At 67.4% G+C, this 19,190-nt stretch carries 21 protein-coding genes; 11 read left to right on the top strand and 10 right to left on the bottom strand.

From position 1 onward, the window contains the following. Nucleotides 1–199: 199 nt before the first annotated feature. A complete protein-coding gene (msrA, locus tag FV220_RS01915; protein ID WP_147829300.1) occupies nucleotides 200–718 on the top strand; it encodes a peptide-methionine (S)-S-oxide reductase MsrA in 519 nt (172 codons plus the stop codon). Between the two features lie 90 nt (nucleotides 719–808). Here the strand turns inward: msrA and FV220_RS01910 are convergent, their stop codons facing one another. Beyond that, nucleotides 809–1,684, bottom strand: a complete 876-nt coding sequence (locus tag FV220_RS01910; protein WP_147829298.1) for an SDR family oxidoreductase — start codon at nucleotides 1,682–1,684, stop codon at nucleotides 809–811. A 270-nt stretch (nucleotides 1,685–1,954) separates the two neighbouring features. On the opposite strand from FV220_RS01910, the gene umuD reads away from it, so the two are divergent. Next, nucleotides 1,955–2,383, top strand: a complete 429-nt coding sequence (gene umuD / locus FV220_RS01905; RefSeq protein WP_147829296.1) for a translesion error-prone DNA polymerase V autoproteolytic subunit — start codon at nucleotides 1,955–1,957, stop codon at nucleotides 2,381–2,383. Beyond that, on the top strand, nucleotides 2,380–3,672 hold the full coding sequence (locus FV220_RS01900; RefSeq protein WP_147829294.1) for a Y-family DNA polymerase: 1,293 nt from the start codon (nucleotides 2,380–2,382) through the stop codon (nucleotides 3,670–3,672). The genes umuD and FV220_RS01900 overlap by 4 nt, the downstream gene beginning before the upstream one ends. Before the next feature lie 97 nt (nucleotides 3,673–3,769). Here FV220_RS01900 and FV220_RS01895 read toward each other — a convergent pair whose 3' ends face one another. Then, entirely contained in the window at nucleotides 3,770–4,240 is a 471-nt protein-coding gene (locus FV220_RS01895; RefSeq protein WP_147829292.1) for a regulator, read from the bottom strand. Between the two features lie 395 nt (nucleotides 4,241–4,635). On the opposite strand from FV220_RS01895, the gene FV220_RS01890 reads away from it, so the two are divergent. The 8 genes from FV220_RS01890 (at nucleotide 4,636) to FV220_RS25920 (ending at nucleotide 13,747) form a co-directional block, all read left to right on the top strand. Next, on the top strand, nucleotides 4,636–5,175 hold the full coding sequence (locus FV220_RS01890; protein WP_147829290.1) for a metallophosphoesterase: 540 nt from the start codon (nucleotides 4,636–4,638) through the stop codon (nucleotides 5,173–5,175). After that, the gene (locus tag FV220_RS01885; RefSeq protein WP_147829288.1) at nucleotides 5,172–6,014 is read left to right on the top strand and encodes a metallophosphoesterase; all 843 of its coding nucleotides are present in this window, start codon (nucleotides 5,172–5,174) and stop codon (nucleotides 6,012–6,014) included. Before FV220_RS01890 ends, FV220_RS01885 begins: the two co-directional genes overlap by 4 nt. Nucleotides 6,015–6,507: 493 nt before the next feature. Next, entirely contained in the window at nucleotides 6,508–7,062 is a 555-nt protein-coding gene (locus tag FV220_RS01880) for a hypothetical protein (RefSeq protein ID WP_210245928.1), read from the top strand. Continuing rightward, nucleotides 7,059–7,616: a helix-turn-helix transcriptional regulator gene (locus FV220_RS25345; RefSeq protein WP_187273299.1), complete on the top strand. Its 558-nt coding sequence runs from the start codon at nucleotides 7,059–7,061 to the stop codon at nucleotides 7,614–7,616. Before FV220_RS01880 ends, FV220_RS25345 begins: the two co-directional genes overlap by 4 nt. Before the next feature lie 2 nt (nucleotides 7,617–7,618). Further along, nucleotides 7,619–10,975: an ATP-dependent helicase gene (locus FV220_RS01875; protein WP_187273298.1), complete on the top strand. Its 3,357-nt coding sequence runs from the start codon at nucleotides 7,619–7,621 to the stop codon at nucleotides 10,973–10,975. Nucleotides 10,976–11,065: 90 nt separating this feature from the next. Beyond that, on the top strand, nucleotides 11,066–11,923 hold the full coding sequence (locus FV220_RS01870) for a multiubiquitin domain-containing protein (RefSeq protein ID WP_147829282.1): 858 nt from the start codon (nucleotides 11,066–11,068) through the stop codon (nucleotides 11,921–11,923). A gap of 1 nt (nucleotide 11,924) precedes the next feature. Continuing rightward, a complete protein-coding gene (locus FV220_RS01865; RefSeq protein WP_147829280.1) occupies nucleotides 11,925–13,322 on the top strand; it encodes a ThiF family adenylyltransferase in 1,398 nt (465 codons plus the stop codon). Between the two features lie 2 nt (nucleotides 13,323–13,324). Further along, nucleotides 13,325–13,747: a DUF6527 family protein gene (locus FV220_RS25920; RefSeq protein ID WP_246689353.1), complete on the top strand. Its 423-nt coding sequence runs from the start codon at nucleotides 13,325–13,327 to the stop codon at nucleotides 13,745–13,747. Nucleotides 13,748–14,258: 511 nt separating this feature from the next. Here the strand turns inward: FV220_RS25920 and FV220_RS01855 are convergent. The 8 genes from FV220_RS01855 to FV220_RS25340 form a co-directional block, all read right to left on the bottom strand. Next, on the bottom strand, nucleotides 14,259–14,549 hold the full coding sequence (locus FV220_RS01855; protein WP_147829278.1) for a hypothetical protein: 291 nt from the start codon (nucleotides 14,547–14,549) through the stop codon (nucleotides 14,259–14,261). Nucleotides 14,550–14,862: 313 nt separating this feature from the next. Next, nucleotides 14,863–15,078 carry a hypothetical protein gene (locus FV220_RS01850; RefSeq protein WP_147829276.1) on the bottom strand — a complete coding sequence of 72 codons (216 nt, stop codon included), beginning with the start codon at nucleotides 15,076–15,078 and terminating at the stop codon, nucleotides 14,863–14,865. After that, complete coding sequence (locus FV220_RS01845) at nucleotides 15,065–15,301, bottom strand: hypothetical protein (protein WP_147829274.1); 237 nt, start codon at nucleotides 15,299–15,301, stop codon at nucleotides 15,065–15,067. The genes FV220_RS01850 and FV220_RS01845 overlap by 14 nt, the downstream gene beginning before the upstream one ends. A 13-nt stretch (nucleotides 15,302–15,314) precedes the next feature. Continuing rightward, nucleotides 15,315–16,889, bottom strand: a complete 1,575-nt coding sequence (locus tag FV220_RS01840; RefSeq protein WP_147829272.1) for an AAA family ATPase — start codon at nucleotides 16,887–16,889, stop codon at nucleotides 15,315–15,317. Nucleotides 16,890–16,948: 59 nt separating this feature from the next. Beyond that, the gene (locus FV220_RS01835) at nucleotides 16,949–17,503 is read right to left on the bottom strand and encodes a hypothetical protein (RefSeq protein WP_147829270.1); all 555 of its coding nucleotides are present in this window, start codon (nucleotides 17,501–17,503) and stop codon (nucleotides 16,949–16,951) included. A gap of 124 nt (nucleotides 17,504–17,627) precedes the next feature. Further along, entirely contained in the window at nucleotides 17,628–18,101 is a 474-nt protein-coding gene (locus FV220_RS01830; RefSeq protein WP_187273297.1) for a ParB N-terminal domain-containing protein, read from the bottom strand. Between the two features lie 78 nt (nucleotides 18,102–18,179). Then, a complete protein-coding gene (locus FV220_RS01825) occupies nucleotides 18,180–18,704 on the bottom strand; it encodes a hypothetical protein (RefSeq protein ID WP_147829266.1) in 525 nt (174 codons plus the stop codon). Nucleotides 18,705–18,714: 10 nt separating this feature from the next. Further along, nucleotides 18,715–19,190, bottom strand: a 476-nt coding sequence (locus tag FV220_RS25340) for a hypothetical protein (RefSeq protein WP_187273296.1), incomplete at its 5' end; no start/stop codon positions are given.

Below are 19,190 nucleotides of genomic sequence, written 5' to 3'. Positions count from 1 at the left end.
AAGCAGATTGAGTTCCGACCCTAATCCGAAGCGACGACCGCTAATCCCTACGGCCCAAACGGCGTGACGACGAGCGCGGGTGTGCCTGGACCCGAGATGGATGTCCCTGCATCCTGCGTCGAAGGCGGGTTCGCGACCCGCCGGCACGGCGAGCGATGCGTCCCCATATGAGGACCGTAGAGACAAGCGAGGATGGACGATGACGGACGAGAGGGCGGTACTCGCGGGCGGTTGCTTCTGGGGTATGCAGGACCTGATCCGGCGCCAAGAGGGGGTCGTGGCGACACGCGTTGGATACTCGGGGGGCGATGTTCCGAATGCGACCTATCGCAATCATGGCACCCACGCCGAAGCCATCGAGATCACCTTCGATCCGGCTCGGACGAGCTTTCGGCGGATGCTGGAGTTCTTCTTCCAGATCCACGACCCCACGACCCCGAACCGCCAGGGCAACGATCGCGGCTTGGGCTACCGTTCGGCGATCTTCTACGTCGACGACGACCAGCGTCGCGTTGCCGAGGACACCATCGCGGACGTCGACGCGTCCGGGCTCTGGCCCGGGAAGGTGGTCACCGAAGTCGCGCCGGTCGGGCCGTTCTGGGAGGCCGAGCCGGAGCACCAGGATTATCTGGAGCGCCGGCCCGACGGGTACACCTGCCACTTCGTGAGGCCGAACTGGACGCTGCCGATCCGGATTAAGGCGCCTGAAGTCGCCTGAGATGTCACTCCGGGGGCCGTGCGATGTCGCATGGCCTCCCTCAATCGCACACGGCCGCCGGCGATGCCGACGACCGTGATACGGCATCGATTAGAGGACGGGCATTCCACCCGCCACGGTCACCAAGGCACCGGAAGTGTAGCTGCTCTCGTCGGAAGCCAGCATCACGTAGGCCGAGGCAAGCTCGGCCGGCTGACCTGGGCGTCCGAACGGCACCTTGGAGCCGAACGACTTCACCGAGTCCTGATCCATGCCGGAGGGGATGAAGGGCGTCCAGATCGGTCCCGGCAGCACGCCGTTCACGCGGATACCCTTCTCGGATAGCAACTGAGCGAGGCTCAACACCATGTTGCTCAGGGCGCCTTTCGTGGCGCTGTAGGCGAGTAGCGACGGCATCGGGTGCTTGGAGTTCACGGACGAGGTGAAGATCACCGAGGCGCCAGGCTTCATGTGGGCCATGGCCGCCTTCGTCACGTAGAACGGGCCGAAGACGTTCGTACGGAAGTGGTCCTCGAACACCGCGTCCTCGATGCCGTCCAGCCCTTCGTTCGGCTGCTGGAAGGCGCCGTTGTTCACGAGAAGGTCCAGGCGGCCGAACGTCTCGGCGGTGCGTACCACGATCTCGCGCCCGTAGTCCGGGTCCTTGAGGTCGCCTGGCAGGAGGAGCGCACGCCGCCCCGCCTTCTCGATCCAACCCTGGACCGCCTCGGCGTCCGCCTGCTCCTCGGGCAGGTAGGAGATTGCGACGTCGGCCCCCTCGCGGGCGAAGGCGATGGCGACCGCCCGTCCGATGCCACTGTCGCCCCCGGTGATCAGGGCCACCTTGCCGTCGAGCTTGCCCGAACCCTTGTAGCTTTCCTCGCCGTGATCCGGCTCGGGGGTCATCTTGCCGGTCTTGCCGGGGAAGCCCTGGGGCTGGGCCTCAAACGGCGGCCGGGGGTACTTGTGCAGGGGATCTGTCGTCATGGCATGTCTCCGAAGGGAATGCCGACCCAACAGGATTTCGCCGGGGGTGTTCCTCGTAGCAGGTAACGCTACTCGCTATCGCTCCGCCCACCGAGGAGAGCCTCCCCGCCTGTTTTCGCCAGAGACCGAATACCGGCGGCGCGACATCTGCTCGCCGGGTCAAACTCGCGCCGACCAGAAATTCGCCTCCACGATTAAGCGTGACCGCTGGACGGAACGCGTCAAATCCGTTCATGGTTTGTTCGTAAGCAAGATTCGTGGAGGTGCACCATGCAGATCATTGATATCGCCATCGGCTTCCCCATGCCGCTGCCTCTTCTCGCCAAGCCCGTGCGCGCCGGTTTCCCGAGCCCTGCGGACGACTTCATCGAGGAGGAGATCGACCTTCAGCGCCTACTGATCGTCAATCGTCCCGCCACCTTCCTAGTTCGGGTCGCCGGCGACAGCATGATCCTGGCTCGCCTGTTCGACGGCGACCTCGCCGTGGTCGACCGGTCGCTGACCCCGCGCAATGGCGACATCGTGGTGGTGGACATCGACGGCGAGCGCTCGTTCAAGATCTGGAAGCGCCAGGGGCCCCGGATCTCGCTGCATTTCGCTAACCCACGCTTTCCCGAGTACCGGTTGGCCCCGGACGCCTTAGTCGAGATATGGGGCGTCGTTTCCGGTTCCGTGTGCGCCAAGCGCCGCTGCGAATGAGTGCCCGGGCCTTCGCCCTCTCCGACGGAAACAGTTTCTATTGCTCGTGCGAACGGGTGTTCGACGTCCGCCTCGCGCGCCTGCCCGTGATCGTGCTCTCCAACAATGACGGCTGTGCGATTGCCCGGACCACTGAGGCCAAGGCGCTCGGCATCCGCATGGGTGAGCCCTGGTTCAAGATCCGCGATATGTGCAAGGCGCAAGGAGTTCGGGTCTATTCCTCGAACTACGCCCTCTATGGGGACATGTCGGCACGGGTGAACGCGGTCTACCGGGACTTCTCGCCTCGCATCGAGATCTACTCCATCGACGAGAGCTTCCTCGACGTCTCTGACGTGCGCGAGAGCGACCGGGCGTCCCTGTGCCGCGACATGCGGGCGACCGTGCGGGCCTGGACGGGCATCCCGACCTGCGTCGGCATCGGGTCGACTAAGACGCTCGCCAAGCTCGCCAACCACATCGCCAAGAAGGTGCCCGAACTCGAAGGAGTCTGCGACCTGACCGACCCCGTCCAGTACGACCACTGGATGGTGCGGGTCGCCCCCGAGGACATCTGGGGCGTCGGGGCGGCCTCCGCCCGGCGGCTGGAGGCGCTCGGGTGCGAGAGCGTCGCCGACGTGCGCGACCTCGACCCTAGGATCGCCCGCAAGGCCCTGACGGTTGTGGGCGAACGCCTCGTGCACGAGCTCCGCGGGATGGCCTGTCTCGACTTGGAGACTGTGGCCCCGACACGAAAGGGATGCGCCGTGACGCGTTCATTTTCGGAGCTTGTCGAGGATCGCGCGACGATGGAGCAGGCGATGGCCACCCATGCATCCAGGCTTGGTGAGAAGCTTCGGAGGGAGGGGTTGGCAACGAACCACGTCACGGCCTTCTATCACACCAGCGAGCATGACCGGGACCGGCCGCAGCGATCGGTCTCGACCGTCATTACGCTTCCCGAGGCAACCAACGACACCAGGGTGCTGGTGAAGGCCGCCACACACGGCGTCCGCAAGACCTGGAGGGACGACGGGTACCGCTATTCAAAGGCCGGCGTCGTCACTACTGACTTGATGCCCCTGGCCGACTCCCAGCGGGCAATGCCGGGCCTAGGGCAACTCGAGCGCGAGATGGGCGCCGCCCTGATGGAAGCGCTCGACGCCTGCAATCGCCGCTTCGGGCGGGGGGCGGTCGTCCCGGGTGCCGCCGGGTTCGCCCCGAAGCGCTCATGGTCAACGAAGTTCGAGATGCGCTCACCGCGCTACACCACCAGGCTCGACGAGGTGCCGGTCGTCGCGGCAGCCTGACCCGGTCGACGGAAGTCGATCGACGAATCCGCCTTCCCTCCGGTTTAAGACCAGGCGAATGCCGGAGTGCCTTAACGCCACCCCGGCATTGGGGTGGTCAGGCCGCCCTGGCGGTGACCTTCTCGTAAGTCCCCGTCGCGATCTGGTCTTCGAGCTGCGCCTTGAAGTCTGCGATGCCCAGGACCTGGACGGGATTGCCCGCCTCGTCGAGGAACTCGTAGAGCGCGTCCTCGATGTTGCGGTTGCTGAAGAACACGATGGCGTCCTCGTCGCCGCCGCCTTCCATGTGCGGTTCGCCGTTCGCCATGCCAGAGACGTAGCTACCCGTCGGGCGGGTCTCCTTGCTGCTGCCATCCTCGCGGTAGAACCTGAGCTCGCCCTGCATGACCAGGGTCACGTAGGGGCTCTTGTGCCGGTGCAGCATCACCTTCTGGTTCGCCGCGAACTTGAACACGACGTCGACGATGCGGTTCTCCTCATCGACCTTGTAGACGAAGAAGGCGATGTGCGGCAGCCAGTCCAGCGTCCGCCAGGTGATGTTGCTCTCGTCGAATATAGGGGTGGGCATATCGTTTCCTTCCGTTCCCTCATCCGGCCGCTCTTGGCGGACGCACGGCTTTCCGCCGCATCGGATGATTTGACGTAAGGGTAACGTCCCCCACGATGGATCGATGCGGTGGCCCATCCGGCCCAGCGAGCCAGCCGCATGCGGTCGAAACTGCGCCAGGGGCATGAGGCACTTGCCAATGGTGATTGCCAACTGGGCCGATGTGGTTCGCCCGTCAATCGCCGGCGCGCCTCTAGCAGCCGGACCCGCAGGCACCCCTTGCGTTCAACGTCCGGCCAGGCGATCACGCGGATCCATCAAGGACCGTAACGATGAAAAGCATGGCACCGCCCCTAACCGATTGATCCCGGAGAGCGATGCCGCGCGCCCAGCCTCCGCCATTGCGAGAGGCTGCCATGCCCCAAATTCTTTTTACTTCGGATTCCCATGTGGGGCATCAGGCGCTCCTCAGCCCCACGATGCAAACCCAACGACCGTTCGCCTCGCTTCCCGAGCACGACGAGACCCTGGTCGAACGTTGGAATGCCGTTGTCCGCCCCGAGGATACGGTGTGGCATCTGGGCGACTTCGCTTACCGATGCACCGAGGCGTACGCGCTCTCGATATTTTTGCGCCTGAACGGACGCAAGCTCCTGATCCGAGGCAATCACGAGAAGATCGGGGAACGCCTCCCCTGGGCAGAGCCCGTCCGGGACGTGGCGATGATCGCCCTCTCGGACCCGGCGGGCGTGATGCGCTCCATCTGGCTGAGCCATTATCCCCACCTGAGCTACCCTCGCTCCCACCGGGGTGACCTTCACCTGCATGGGCATTCCCATGGTTCGGTCCCAGGCACGGCGACGCGCGCCGATGTCGGTGTTGATTGTTGGGACTGGGCCCCAGTGACGCTGGACCGGATCCTGGCGCGCCTGGCAATGAACGGATCGGGGACATGACTGCCCCCCGCATTTGGGTTTTTTCCGACCTGCATCAGGATTGGCCGGAGAATGCCTGGGACCCTGCCGCGCATGCGCCGGCGGGCGGTTTCGACGTGGCCGTTGTAGCGGGTGACGTACACATGCCCCTGGTTCGCGCGCTGCACTGGCTGAGCGAGCGCCTCCCTGGCGTGCCGGTGGTCTACGTGCCCGGCAACCACGACTTCTGGTGGGACCGCGGCCAGGAGCGCTACACGATCCACGACCAGTTGACCCGGGGGCGTGAGCGGGCTGGCGCACTGGGCATCCATCTCCTGCTCGACGACGCAGTAATCATCAATGGTGTGCGGTTCGCCGGTGGTACCCTATGGACGGACTTTCGCCTGGGGTCGTTCAACCTGAACCACGGTATCCGGACCGCCCAGGGGCGTGGCGGGATGGTCGATTACCGCCGGATCCGCACGGGTCCGAGGTCGCGCGACCGCATCGAGCCCGAGGAGGTGCTTGCGATGCACCGGGTCACCCGTGGCTTTATCGAGAACACCCTGGCCGTCAGCCACCCCGGTCCCACGGTGGTGGTGACCCATCACGCCCCGCACCCGGCGAGCCTTCCAGGGAGCGATGCGGACCTACGGTGGTGCGATGCCTCCGACCTGACTGACGTCATCTTGGACCAAGGACCGGACGTCTGGGTCCACGGTCATGTCCATTATGCCTCGGACTATCGGGTGGGCCGGACACGGGTGGTCTGTAACGCGCGGGGACATATGAAGGAGCGAACCGGGTTCCGTCCGGGGAAAATTATCGAGGCGGACTTGAACGTGGCCTGCCCCTATTCGGTCGCCCAGGTTCGAAGTTAGTGCATCGTCGGTCTCGTGACGATGGCGGGGCGAACGAGCGGCGTTGATCAGAACGTGCTCTCTGAGCATCCATGCCGGCATCGCTCGGGGTGACTTCACGTCCGGCAAAATCTCGATCCACCGTCATCAGACTTCGTTTCATAAGACTTGGCCGTCCGCCTGACGAAGACCGTACCGGCATCGAGGACAAATATCTGAGCCCTCTCGGCCGCCGAGGATACGCCAGCGACGTGGTCCGGGCAGCCCACACGCGATGACCGCTGATCGAGCGCTGCCCTGCGTCTCCATTCTAGTTGAGATCGCATCCGACGGGGATGCGAAATTTATTTTCCGTGGCACTATCGAATCTACGCCAGTCGCTTCGCTTCAGGGGCACGCTCTTCAACGGGAGCATTTTTTGTCGAGAGAGAATGAGCCGGTCGTCCGTTCCCCCGGGGACTGGCGGGAGCTGGCCGAAACCGACCGGCTGGGGACTTGCGAGCCGGAACAGATCGTGGCGGCTTGCCGCGATCCGGAGTTGCGGGACGAACGCCTCCAGGGTCTGCTGCTGGATCACCTAAGCCGCCTCGCCCGCCCTTACCTGTTCAGGCGGGCCAACAAGGACATGCCGAACGGTGGCCACGATGCCGTCGACGACATCGTCTCGAAGATGGCGATGGCCATCGTTGATCCCGCCGCCATGGATGGGGTGGGATTCGGGGCCGCCTTCTACCCGAAGCTGCAGCAACGCCTCGCCGACCGTCACCGGGCATGGCGGGCGCAGCAGAAACGCACCGAGCCGATGCCCGTCGATGACGAGACGGGCGAGATGTTCGAACCGCCGGACGCCGCCGGCCTGACACCCGAGGAGGCCGTGACGGTCGACGACCTGATCGCGGGCCTCCCCGAAAACCACCGTAGGGCCTTCCTGCTCCACCGCGCCGGCTTCCCTGTCTCCTCGAAGGGGGAGTGCATCGCCACGATGCTCGGGGTCCAGCCGAAGACGGCGGATGCGTGGATCAAGAAGGCCGTCGCGCACCTGCGCGAGCAGCTTGGACTGGACCGATGAGCATCGAAGACCTCGACGACGTCCTATTCCGCTTCCACCAGGCCGCCGAGCCCGTGACGCCGGAACTCGTCGGCCAGTGGGTGGGTCGATACCCGCACTTCGCCGACGACATCAGGGCCCATGCGGTCGAGATCGTCGACATGGAGTTCCTCGCGGAGCGGGATGCCGGGGAAGACGCTGCCTCGGCGGCCGAACCCGTGCTCCCGGTTGCCGGCACAACCCTGCGCGCGGTCGCGAAAGCGGCAGGTACCTCGCTTCGCGACCTGGCGGACGACCTCGGCATCGCGAGGTCCGTTGTCTCCGACCTGAACAGCGCGACCATCGAGACGGCGAGCGTCCGGGGCCGGTTCGTCCGTCTCGCTTCCGAGCGCCTCGGCGTGACGATGGAGTGGCTGTCCGCCGTGCTGACCGGACCTGGGGAGGCTTCAGCGGGGGCCGCGTTCAAGTCGGAGGGCATCCCGGAGGTCGGGCGTCGAAGGACCTGGGAAGAGGCCGTGCGGGACTCGGACATGGAGCCGGAGCGCAAGGCATTCTGGACTGCCGAGGAGCCCTGATCATGGACGTGTGGCGCGACATCCGCCTCAGGGCACGCCACAGGCACCGCGAGGCCTCGGTCTCCAATGGGCTGACGCCGGCCACGGCCATAGTCGCGGCCGGACTGCGGGTGGCCCGGCTTCAGGTCGACCGTTTCGAGCCCGGCGTTCGCTACAAAGCGGGGGTGCTCGGCGTGCTGGAGCGCGAGGACGGCTTCGTGCGCCTGGCGTCGAACCTGACCCCGGAGATAGCCGCCGTCGTGGCGGCTCACGAGCTGGGGCACAACTGGCTCTACGACGACGCGGCCTTCATGATCCGCGACGTGGAAGCGGGCTTCGGCGGCAGCCCGGTGGAGACCGGGGCCGACCGCGTCGTGGCGTATTCGCCCCGGCAGAGGCTGGAGGTCCAGGCCGACGTGTTCGCGCAGGAATTCCTGCTGCCGGCGGACCGCCTGCGCCAGCGGCTGGTCGCCGGCGACCGCCCTTCCACCATCGCGGCGGAAACGGGCCTGCCTATCGCTTTCGTCCGGATGCAGGCCATCCGGGCCCTGCTCCTTCCGCCGCTCGTTCCCCCGGTCGTCGACGAGCGCCCGAGGGCGGCACCCCCGCCGGATCCGGAGCAGCGGGAAGCGGCCGAGTGGGACCACAGGCCGCTCATCCTCGATGCCGGACCCGGCACGGGAAAAACGCGGACCCTGGTCGCCCGGGTCAAGCACCTCCTGGAGGGCGACACGCCCGCGTCTTCGATCCTGGCATTGACCTTCTCCAACCGGGCCGCCGCGGAGATGCTCGAACGGATCGAGGCGCTCAACGTGGCGGGGACGCCGCTGGTCTGGGTCGGCACCTTCCATGCCTTCGGCCTCGAACTGCTGCACCTCTACCACGCCGCGGCCGGGCTGCCCGACGGTTTCGAGGTCCTCGACGAGACCGGTGCGCTCGGACTTCTGGAAGGGATGCTGCTGGAACTCGGCCTGCGGCACTACCAGAACCTATGGGACCCGACCCTGGAGCTTCGACCCATCCTCAGGGCCATCTCGCGCGCCAAGGACGAGCTCGTCTCCGCGGACGAGTACGCCGCAGCGGCGCGGGAAACGGAGGCTCGGGCGGTCACGCCCGTCGAGAAGGAGCGAGCCGGTAAGGTCGGTGAGATCGCCCGGGTCTACCAAGCCTACCAATCCGCGCTCCGCGAACGGGGAGCCGTCGACTTCGGGGATCTCGTCTACCTCGCCGCCAAGCTGCTCTCGGACCGTCCGGACATCCGGGAGGAGGTCCGTGGCCGGTATGGCCGCATCCTGGTCGATGAGTACCAGGACGTGAATCAAGCCAGTACGGCTCTCCTCGATCAGTTGTCCGACGGGGCACGGCACGTATGGGTCGTCGCCGACCCGCGTCAGTCGATCTACCGGTTCAGGGGGGCGGCACCGACCAACGCCGCGCGTTTCACCGAGCGCTACCCCGGGGCCGAGCGCCGGCATCTCAAGACCAACTACCGGTCGTGCGAGACGGTGGTGCGCGTCTTCGAACGGTTCGGCATGGACATGGCGGCCGCCCCGAAGCCGGCGGTGACGTGGAAGGCTCACCGGGGAAGGGTCGGCTTCGCGGATGCAGCGCACGCGCCGGACCTGCCCTCCGAGGCCGCGGCGATGCGGGACCGGATCGAACGGCTCCGCGCCGAGGGCATCCCCTACGACCAGCAGGCCGTGCTGGCACGTACGCATCTTAGCCTCGCCAGGTTCTCCCGCCTGCTCCAGGACCTCGGCGTTCCGGTGCTGTACCTCGGGGACCTGTTCGAGCGGCCGGAGATCCGGGACCTGCTCGCCCTCGTGTCGCTTGGGGCCGATCCGGCCGGCGCCGGACTCGTCCGCGTCGCCGGCTTCCCCGAGTATGGGGCCACCCGCCACGACGCCCTCAAGGTCATCGCCGAGGCGGCGGCGAGCGGGCAGGACGTCATCGCCGTCTGCGCCCGCGCCGCTGCGCTCCCCGGGCTGTCCGAGCGCGGAGGCATCGGCATGGTCCGCCTGGCGGCGCACCTCTCCGGGGTCGAGTGGACCACCACCGCGTGGCGGATGCTGGCGACCTACCTGTTGGAAGCCAGCGACTACCTCAAGCCGCACCTCGACGCCGACGACGCCAGATCCCGGCAGCGCCTGGTGGCCATCTATCAGCTTCTCAAGTTCGCACGTGAACACGCCGACGCGACGCAGGGGCGTGGGGGACGCCGTCGTTTCCTGGAGGACATCCGGCGCCTGGAACGTCTCGACGACGACCGCCAGTTCCGGACGGTCCCGCCCGAGGCGGATGGCCTGCCGGCCGTGCGGATGATGACCATCCACGCCTCAAAGGGCTTGGAGTTCCGCGCGGTGCACCTGCCGCAGACGGCCACGCGCTACGTGCCCGGTCCGCGGCGCCCCTCGGCGTGCCCCGTACCGCTCGGGCTGGAGCATCTGGAGGTGCAGCCCGGGGACCACGCCGCCGAAGAGGAGTGCCTCTTCTTCGTCGCCCTGTCCCGCGCCCGGGACGTCCTGTCGGTCAGCAGCGCCTCGACCTACACCGGGAGACAGTCCACCAACCCCTCGAAGTTCCTGAAGCCGCTCGCTTCCGTCCTGGGAGCCGCGCGGGCGGTCGCACCCCACGCGCCCGTGGCTAGGTCGACGGACCGTTTCGTCGTCCCCCCGCGCGAGACCCACGAGGAACGGCATCTTGAAACCTACATGAAATGCCCCGCCCGCTATCGCCACGAGGTGGTGGAGGGTCTCTCGGCCCTTGCCGAGAAGAGCGCCTATCTGCGGTTCCACGGGTGCGTCCGGCAGGTGCTGGCCTGGGTGGGCGACAAGGCGTGCGCGGGCGAGGCGGTGACGGCGCGGGAGGCCGTGGCCTACCTCGACGGCGTCTGGCGGGACCGTGGACCGAGCGGTGGCTTCGAGGCGGTCTATCTCGCCGAGGCGCACCGGATGGTGTCGGCGGCGGCGACCGTGCCCGACGCAGGGCATCGCGCGGTCGAGCGCGTCCTCTCGGTGGGCGTGGCCGGCCAGACGGTCGTGGTCAGGCCGGACCGGGTCCTGGAGGCCCCGGACGGATCGATCGTCATACGACGGTTCCGCACCGGTCGCAGGAGCAAGACCGAGGAGGAAAAGCCGGTATGGGCGCTCCTGGCCGCCGCCGGCGAGGCAGCCTTCCTGGGGCGCACCGTGCACCTGCAGGCCTTCTATCCGGCCATGGCCGAGATCGTACCCATCGTGCCGCGGCGGGACGGGACGGAACTTGCGCCCTACGCCGATGCCCTGGCCGGGGTGGCGCGGGGCGCATTCGAGCCGATCACGAGCCGCGATTGCCCGACGTGCCAGTTCTATTTCATCTGCACCGCCGAGGATTCTTTCTGACGGCATGACCGAATCCCTCGGCCCCGCTTCGCTGAGAAGGCATGGGGCGGCCGACACCGAGGGCCTCCCGGCGAAAGCGAGAGGCCTGACATGAACGCGCACTACCAAGTCGACCGCAACGAGGTCGAGATCGGCGACGAGAACCTGAGCTTCACCCGGCACGTCATCGACGATCCGAAGCCGACCGGGCGGCAGCTCATCAAGGCCGCGGGCGTCCACCCCGTGGAGGACTACGTCGCCCTGGCGATGCTCCAAGATGGCAGGCTGGAGGATGTCGGCCTCGACGAACTCTTCGACCTCCGGGGCCAGGGGGTGGAGAAGGTCGTCGTCCTGAAGGCGGACGCGACCTACCGCTTCCTCGTGGACGGCGAGGAGAAGGTCTGGAAGACGGTCGTCAGCGGACGCGTCCTGAAGATCCTCGCCGGCGTCGATCCGGTCCGTCACGACGTCTACCAGGATATCCGCGGTGACGACGATCTCCTCATCCGCGACACCGACCTCGTCGACCTGACGAAGAAGGGCGTGGAACGCTTCTTCACCGCGGTCTCGCAGACGACGGAGGGCCTCTCGGCCCTCCTCCCGCCCCGGGACGTGGCCTACCTCGACAACCGCGGCATTGCCCACGACGACCTCGTCGAGCCCGGCCAGCGTGGCATCGTCCTGCGGGACTTCCCCCTGCCCGCGGGGAAGTTCGGCGCCGACAAAGCCGACTTCCTCCTGCTGCTGCCGCCGGGATATCCCGATTGCCCTATCGACATGTGGTACGCCTACCCTTGGCTGAGGCTGGCCGCCACCGGCGCCGATCCGCGGCAGACTTCCGTGCCGGTGATGGCTGCAGGCCGGACCTGGCAGCGCTGGTCACGGCACAATTACGAGTGGCGGCCGGGCACCGACGGCGTCCACACGATGGTTAAGCGGATCGAGCGCGCCCTCGCAGAGGCAGCCTGACATGCTCGACCTCATCCTTCTGGAAGCGCACGAGACCGAGCTCCGTGCACTGCTCGCTACCCCCGACGGCTCGGAGGCCGTGGCGTACATCCTCCTGGGCGCCGCCGAGATCGGGTCCGACCCCTGGTCCGGGGAGCCTAGGCGACGCCTCGTCTCCCATCGCATTGTACCCGTGCCCGAGGAGGACAAGATCTCGGCTTCGGGTGTCCATGTGACGTGGTCGACGCGGACCTTCGTCCGGCTCCTTAGGGTGGCGGAGGCCGAGGGTCTGACGCTCTCCGTGGTCCACACGCACCCCGGCAGCCATGCCTTCTTCTCGGACCAGGACGACGCCAACGAGGCGGACCTGCTCGGCATCGTCCGGAACCGGTCCGGAGACGGGCATTCGTTCGCCAGCGTCGTTCTCGGCGGGGACGGCAGCGTCTGCGCCCGTCTCTGGACCACGCCCGACGGCGTCCAACACTGCGACCGCGTGATAGTCGCCGGTGGTCGTATCCATTTCCACGGTCGTTCGGGGGATGACGGCGGGGAAGTCCTCGACCGTCAGGCGCGGCTGTTCGGGCCGACGTTCAACGGCACCGTCCGCGGTCTGCGCGTGGGTATCGTCGGGTGCGGCGGCACGGGGAGCCCAACGGCGATGCTCCTCACCCGACTGGGGGTTGGGCATCTCCTCCTGATTGACGATGACGTAGTCGAGGCGAGCAACCTCAACCGCATCCATGGGGCACGGCGGAGCGACGCGGATGGCGGTGTGCCGAAGGTCGACGCCCTGGCGCGGGAGATCGAGGTGGCCGGTCTCGGGGTCGCCGTGGCCAAGTTCAGGGGGTGGGTTGGTGACGAGCGCGCCCGCGATGCCCTTCGGGCCTGCGACGTCATTTTCGGTTGCACGGACGACCATGACGGCCGGCTGTTCCTGAACCGCCTCGCCTACTTCTACGGCATCCCCGTGATCGACATGGGTCTGCGCATGGTCCCGGCCCGCGAAGGCCGCCCGTACGAGATGGCGGGGCGTGTAACCGTCGTCGGCCCGGGGGCCCCGTGCCTGATGTGCCGCGGCCTAGTCGATCCGCGCCGGGCGATGGAGGAGGCCCTGCGCCGGAACGATCCCGCAGCCTACGAGGCACGCAAGGCGGAGGCCTACGTCCTCGGCGGGGGCGAACCGGCCCCGGCGGTGGTGACCTTCACCACCGAGACGGCCTGCATGGCCGTCAACGAGCTCCTCCAGGGCCTCACCGGGTTCAGGGGCGCCAACGGTATGCGCACCGGGAGGCAGCGCAGCTTCGATGCCGTCGAGGACCGCTCGACGACGTGCCACCCGCGGGCCGGTTGCGAGATGTGCGCGGGTACGGGCGTCTGGGGCAGGGGCGATGTCCTGCCTTTCCTCCACAGGGCCGGCTAGCGATGGGGACGCTGCTCGCAAGGCTGCTGCGGAAGCTTGGCCTTCTCCGCTCCGAACTCCTGGCACGGACAGTGCCGCAATACCTGAATACCGCCTCGGTCCAGGACGGCGAGCTTGTCCACGTCGTCGACGGCGGGATTGAGAAATGGGCCTGCTTCCGCTGCCCCGGCGGGTGCGGGACGGTTATCCCGCTCTCGTTGAACCCGAAGCGTAGGCCCCGCTGGTCCGTAACCTCGGACTGGCTGGGCCGGCCAACCGTTACCCCGTCGGTCCATCAGACCAACGCCTGTGCTTGCCATTTCCACATCAGGCGCGGGCGGATCGACTGGTGCGAGGATGGACGTCCGCCGGAACGTGCCGGCGGTTCTGACGACGGACAACGGGTGCCGGGCATGCGCGTTGCCAGGCGCGGGAGGATGGCATGACTGCCAATGAACGGATCGGCTAGGTCGCCGCCTGGATCATGGCACAAGTAGCGACCGGGCGGCTCGTCTACCAGGAACGGGTCGCGCAGCACGGCCGTGAGACCGTGGGCGGCGATCTCACCTACCGAAACGGGAACGGGAACAAGGCTTTGGATAAGCGCATCGACGACTCGTTCAAGAAGCTGAGCGGAGACCGGGTGGTCTGGGAGCGCGGCAGCCAGTTTTGGCGCCTTCGCAAACCAAGCTTTCACAGCCCGAGAACTTGCATAGGCCGTGGACCACAAACGGGGTCAACCTCAAAGCCCGAAAAACTTGCGCTCAGCGCGGACCAGTTTGATGGGTCAGGGTCACCGACGGGACGGGCCCGGAAAGCCTATAGGCGTTTTGCCACTTTCGGGCCCCGGGACAGACGGAATGCCGTCCATCGCGAAAATTGTCATCGGGGCGCAAATTAACCGTTGTGCCTTTCCCTTAGGTACCGAATTCGTCCCATTTGCGGACCGCGTTTGGGCTACATGAGGTCCACGTTTTCGCAGCCGTCGGGGTCCCGGCACCGGCCAAGGCGGATCAGCCCGGACGAATAGCAGTACGCCCACCCGGCCTCGGCATCGAAAGCCTGAACGGTGCTCGTCGTGACGACCGTGCCGTCGGGGAACGTGGGGTGCCCGTAGACCATCCCTACGAGCACGGCACCGTCCGCTGACCGGTCGTCGGGCTCGATGATCCAGTCAAGGAATAGGGGCCGCGCCGCAAGCTCCGTCAGGTCTATCCTCGTGCCCGGGTATCGGTTTCGCTGTGCCATGCCCTGCCGTCCTCATCGAGAAATACGAACGCGGCCGCCTGAACCTGCAAGCCGCAATCGTCCGTGAAATGGCCGCCCTCGAACGGACGGTAATGGAGCCTCGCGGCACCCGCCGGGACGCCGGCATGGGGGACGAGCGTGCCCCGGATCCACGCGTGGACCTCGCGATGTCCGGTCCGCAAAACCCTGGTCCTTGCCCCTGGCCGGACGATCATGACGGCACCGGCCAGGGTTAGAGATTGGAGGTGCCCGACGACGCGGCCGCGTTCCCGGATCGACCAGCAGCGGCGGGTCAGATTCCGGTAGACGTCCGTCACTGCAAAGGTAGGGGCGGCAGGCACAGGGCCACCGCCTCAGCCTCGGCGGCCATGCGGATCGCATCATGCGAGGTGACCCGACCGGCCGCCTCCATCTCGATGATCCGGTCGATCCGGACACCCACCGCCAGGGCGATCAGGCCGCATGACCGCCGGGTCGACCAAGCGACCCTGACGCGCTCGCGAATGACCGGGAGGCTATCGCGGCTCATGACGATCCTCCATCTCCACGGGGAAATCATGGGCCATGCTCATCGCGCGACCGCTGATGTCGAGGGCCTTCGTGCCGGGGATCCGCCCCTCGTCACAGAACCGGATCGCCCGGGAGATGATCGCCTCGGCCGCCCGACCGACGTCGGCATCGATGAGGCCTGCCCGGCGCTCGGCCCGGATCTGCAAGAGGCGATAGTCGAGGACGGGTGCGTGCGTGGTCATGCTCACCCCCTCCTCAATGCCGGGCCGCGAGGGTCTCGCGACCCGCAAGCACGGTGTCGACGAGACGCTGCAGACGGCGGACGCTCCCCCCTCGCCAGTGCTCCGCTATGAGCCCGAGCTCGTCGCCGTCGAGGTCAGGCAGCCAGGACGCGTCCGTTCCCCGTTCGCGCCGGGCGTCCCCCACGATCCCCCGCGCCAGGGCCGGCAGGTCGGCCAGCGTGGGCTCGGGCATAGTGAACACGCGGAACCTGTCGAGCAGCGGCCGGGGCATGCCGGCGACGCCATTGGCCGTCGCCAGGAACGTCACGCCAGAGAGATCGGTCGCGCATTCGAGGTAGGGGTCCCGGTATACCTCGGCATGGTCCAGCATGGGCAGGAGCCCGTCGTGGAGATTGCCATTCGTGGTGCTGGTCCCGGCCTTCTCGATCTCGTCGAGGACCACCGCGACCGTCGCGAGGCTCTCCTGCCTGATCATCTGCAGGGGGACGGAAGCCCTACCCGTGGACCACTGGCGGCTTGTACCCGTGAACGAGGCATCCGCCACGCCACTGCACGAGTAGACGGAGCTCGGGAGGCCCAGCGCGGCGGTGATGCTGGTGGCAAGCCGCGTCTTGCCGGAGCCCGGGGGGCCGACGAGCAGGATCGGGGGGAGCCGCGCGAACGGGCGCCCCACGGAGAGGTTCAGGATGCGTTCGATCAGTGCCGCGGCGTGTGGGTACTGATCGACGAGATCCCGACGCGCGGCCGCGAGATCGGGCACCGGCCGGCACGGGAGGGTCACCCCCGCGATAGGCGCCCACTCCGCGCGGGGCGTGGTCCCGCCGCTGCTACGTGCGCCGTCCTTCGCGGACCCCGGCAGGTGCTCGACGCTGCGCACGACGACGAGGCCCGACCCGGACGCCTCCGGCAGATCGTCCTCGTCTTCGTCTTGGTCGCGGGGGTCGAAGCCGGTGTCGTCCCGGACGGGGCCGCGCTTGACGTTGTTGGGCCACTCCACCTTCACGACCGACCGGGCAATGATCTGCAAGGCGGTCAAACTGTCCCCCTGGCGGCGGTACGACCGTGCCTCGCGCTTGGGTGCCCACTGCCCTTCGTCGCAGTACGCGGCGATGGACATCATCTCGGCATGGGTGGTCAGCAAGTTCGAGAGCCGGAGGTCGGTATGCCCGCCCGCCATAGCGATCTGCCAGACGCGGACCGCACACCTCAGGGCGCACCCCTGATCGCCCAGGAAAGCCGCGTAGTAGACGCAGCGGGTTGCCCAGTCGGCATACGTGTCGCGGTCGTCCTGCCGAAGCTTGAGATCTTCCGAAGCCTCGTGGCACACGCTCTCAGCATGCGAGAGGGTCGAGAGAGACACCCTGCACGACGACAGCTTTTCCAGCGCGGCACGCACGGGGGGATGCAGGTCCGGCAGGTCGAGAAGGATCCCCGTCGACCAATGTATGGCGTCCGCCATTGGATCGCAGTCGAGGAAATCCAGGCCCTGATCGAGCCAGTCTACGGACGGGGGATGGTCGGGTGCGAACGGATCTGTCGCGGGCGCACGGGGGCGCGCACCCCGGGGGGCGTGGGCGTACTTCGTCATTGGTCTTCTCTCTACCAGACGCCCGTGCCGATCTTTATCAGCGGGGCAAGCGGCTATACTTACTCGTCAGGTCTTAACGAAGGACTAACGTCGTAATCCGGCTGCCAATGCCTGAACGCGTCCTGGCCTCGGAAATCGTGCAGAAGCTCGATCATGCCCCTGAGCGGGGCATCCGCCGGCGCCCTCTGGTGGACGTCCCAGTACCGGGCGACCGCGCGGGCGACCGCCGATATCTCGCGGGCGTCCTCGCGCTCCGAGAGCTTGACCAGTCCGTACAGCAAGGCCGGGGGCAGGCCGTATTTCCGGATGCGGTCGCGCGCCGTCGTGCGGCGGTTGATGCCCGCGAGCTCGGCCAGGGCGCGGGACCAGTCGTCGCCCCAGACCGCCCCGGCGAGCTCGTCGACGCGCTCGGCGAGGGCCAGGTTGTAGGCCTCCCTGTCCAGGGGGACGACCCCGTGTGGGCCCCGCATGCAGGCATCGCGGCCGACATAGAGGAGATCGCCCGTCTCAGGCCCGACGGTTACGTCACCAAGGTGAATGACCTGATGGGCGACTTCTTCTGGGCGGCGGGGGCAGGCCCGGAGGTGGAGGTGGATGTGACTGGGTGCGAGCATCGGGGAGCTTTCCAGGGGGGTGCGAGATACTCGACGTCGACGAGTCGGAAGTAGTTGCTATTGGCGACGACCCACATGCCCAAGCGCGTGGTGAAGGGCCGGCCAGCCAGGGTGATCTTGACGCTCATGCCTCCACCTCCGTGCCGGTCTCGTGGTGCCGTCCCCAGGGCCAGTTGTGCCGCATCGTCGTGCCCTTGCGGTCGTGCTCGGCCTTGTCGATTCCGACGACAGGCAGGTAGCCGTGCATCCTGTCGCGGAGGTCCGGCATGTCCCGGCCGATGCGGGCACGGTGGACCCCGTCGACGAGGACGCGGGTCTCCCCCGCCGGGAACGTGACGATGGGCTGCGTGAACCCGTCCTCACGGATCGAGACGTGCAGCATGTCCATGTCGTTCGAGACGGCCGCTTTCGGGGCGCAGGGGTTCGAGACCAGCGTTCTGGGGCGGACCCAGGTCACTAGGTCCACGGGCTCAGCCCGGAACGGGCCGACCTCGTGCAGGGCACGGCGGGTCTGGTTGAGGGCGTCGACCTGCTGCTCGACGGGAAGGCCGGCGATCTCCCAGGCGAGGGCCGCGGTGAGGGCTTCGATACGCGTCATGTGGACTTTCGCTCCATCCGGATGACGGCCTAATGCCATCTTCCGCTGTCTCCAATATCGGTGACACTGCTTGCCGCGTCAATGACGAATAGTGTCGGTGAGTGTCATGAGCCTACGGATCATCCTGTCCTGGGCCGCGCCACGGCCGTCGCACCAGCCATCGAAGGTCGCTCTTGAGACCTGCAAGGCGTCAGCCGCGGCGTCGCGCCCGCCCCGTGTCTTAGCCCATGCCTTGAGACACTCCGACAGGGTCCGGGCGTCCCTCTCCCAGTCCGGTGCGGCCTTGCGCTCGGACGCCGGCGCGGGGGACTCGACTGCGCTTTTCGCATCGTAGGCGTTAGCCCACGGGTCCAGCCGGGGGTCGTCGGGACCGATGCGGCCGCGCCCGAGCTCCCGGTCGAACCGGGAGAACCAGGTGGAGGTGTTGCCGTCACCTGTCGCGTCCGGCGGCGGCTTGAAAACGGCGGCCAACGGCTGCCCGATGAGGTCCTCGCGCGCGAGCAGCGCCCGGTAGGCATCCATCGCGGCCGTGGGGGAGCCGTAGCTCGCCCGCTCCAGGAGCTCGCCGCCATCGTGTGCGCGGAGTCGGACAGTCCAAGTCATCGTGGTTTCCTCAGTCGTTCGGGGTGTATTCGACGTCGACGACGTTCTGCCCCCAGAGCTCGGACGAGTAGAACGAGGTCACGTCCTCGCTGCTGTCGTCGAGGTAGCGGGGGCGGCGGACCGCCGTCGCTACCCCCTTGGTTCCGTCCCGGAGACGGAACGCTTGCCCGACCTGGGGGGCACGGTCCGCGCGGAGGGTGACGACGGGCTGGCGCGGCTTGGCCCGCTCGGTGGCCATGTAGGCGACCTGCTCCTCGTCCGTGGCGTGACGCCAGTAGACGTAGCAGACGGTGTCGCCCTCGTGGTCGACCCAGGCCGTGCCATGGCTCTTGGCCACTACGCGGTACCCGCGGAGGCCTTCTTTGTCGGTGTGGGCGATGAAGGTCTCACCGACGGCCGGGGCCTCGTCACGGACGAAGACTGAGCGCTGGGCACGGGCGCGCGCCAGTCGCTGCTGCTCGGCGGCGCGGGCAGCCTCGCGTGCGG

This window comes from Methylobacterium sp. WL19, assembly GCF_008040005.1.
Lineage (GTDB): Bacteria > Pseudomonadota > Alphaproteobacteria > Rhizobiales > Beijerinckiaceae > Methylobacterium > Methylobacterium bullatum.
The sequence above is the reverse complement of the archived record's forward strand: the minus strand, read 5'-3'. Positions and strand labels throughout refer to the sequence as shown.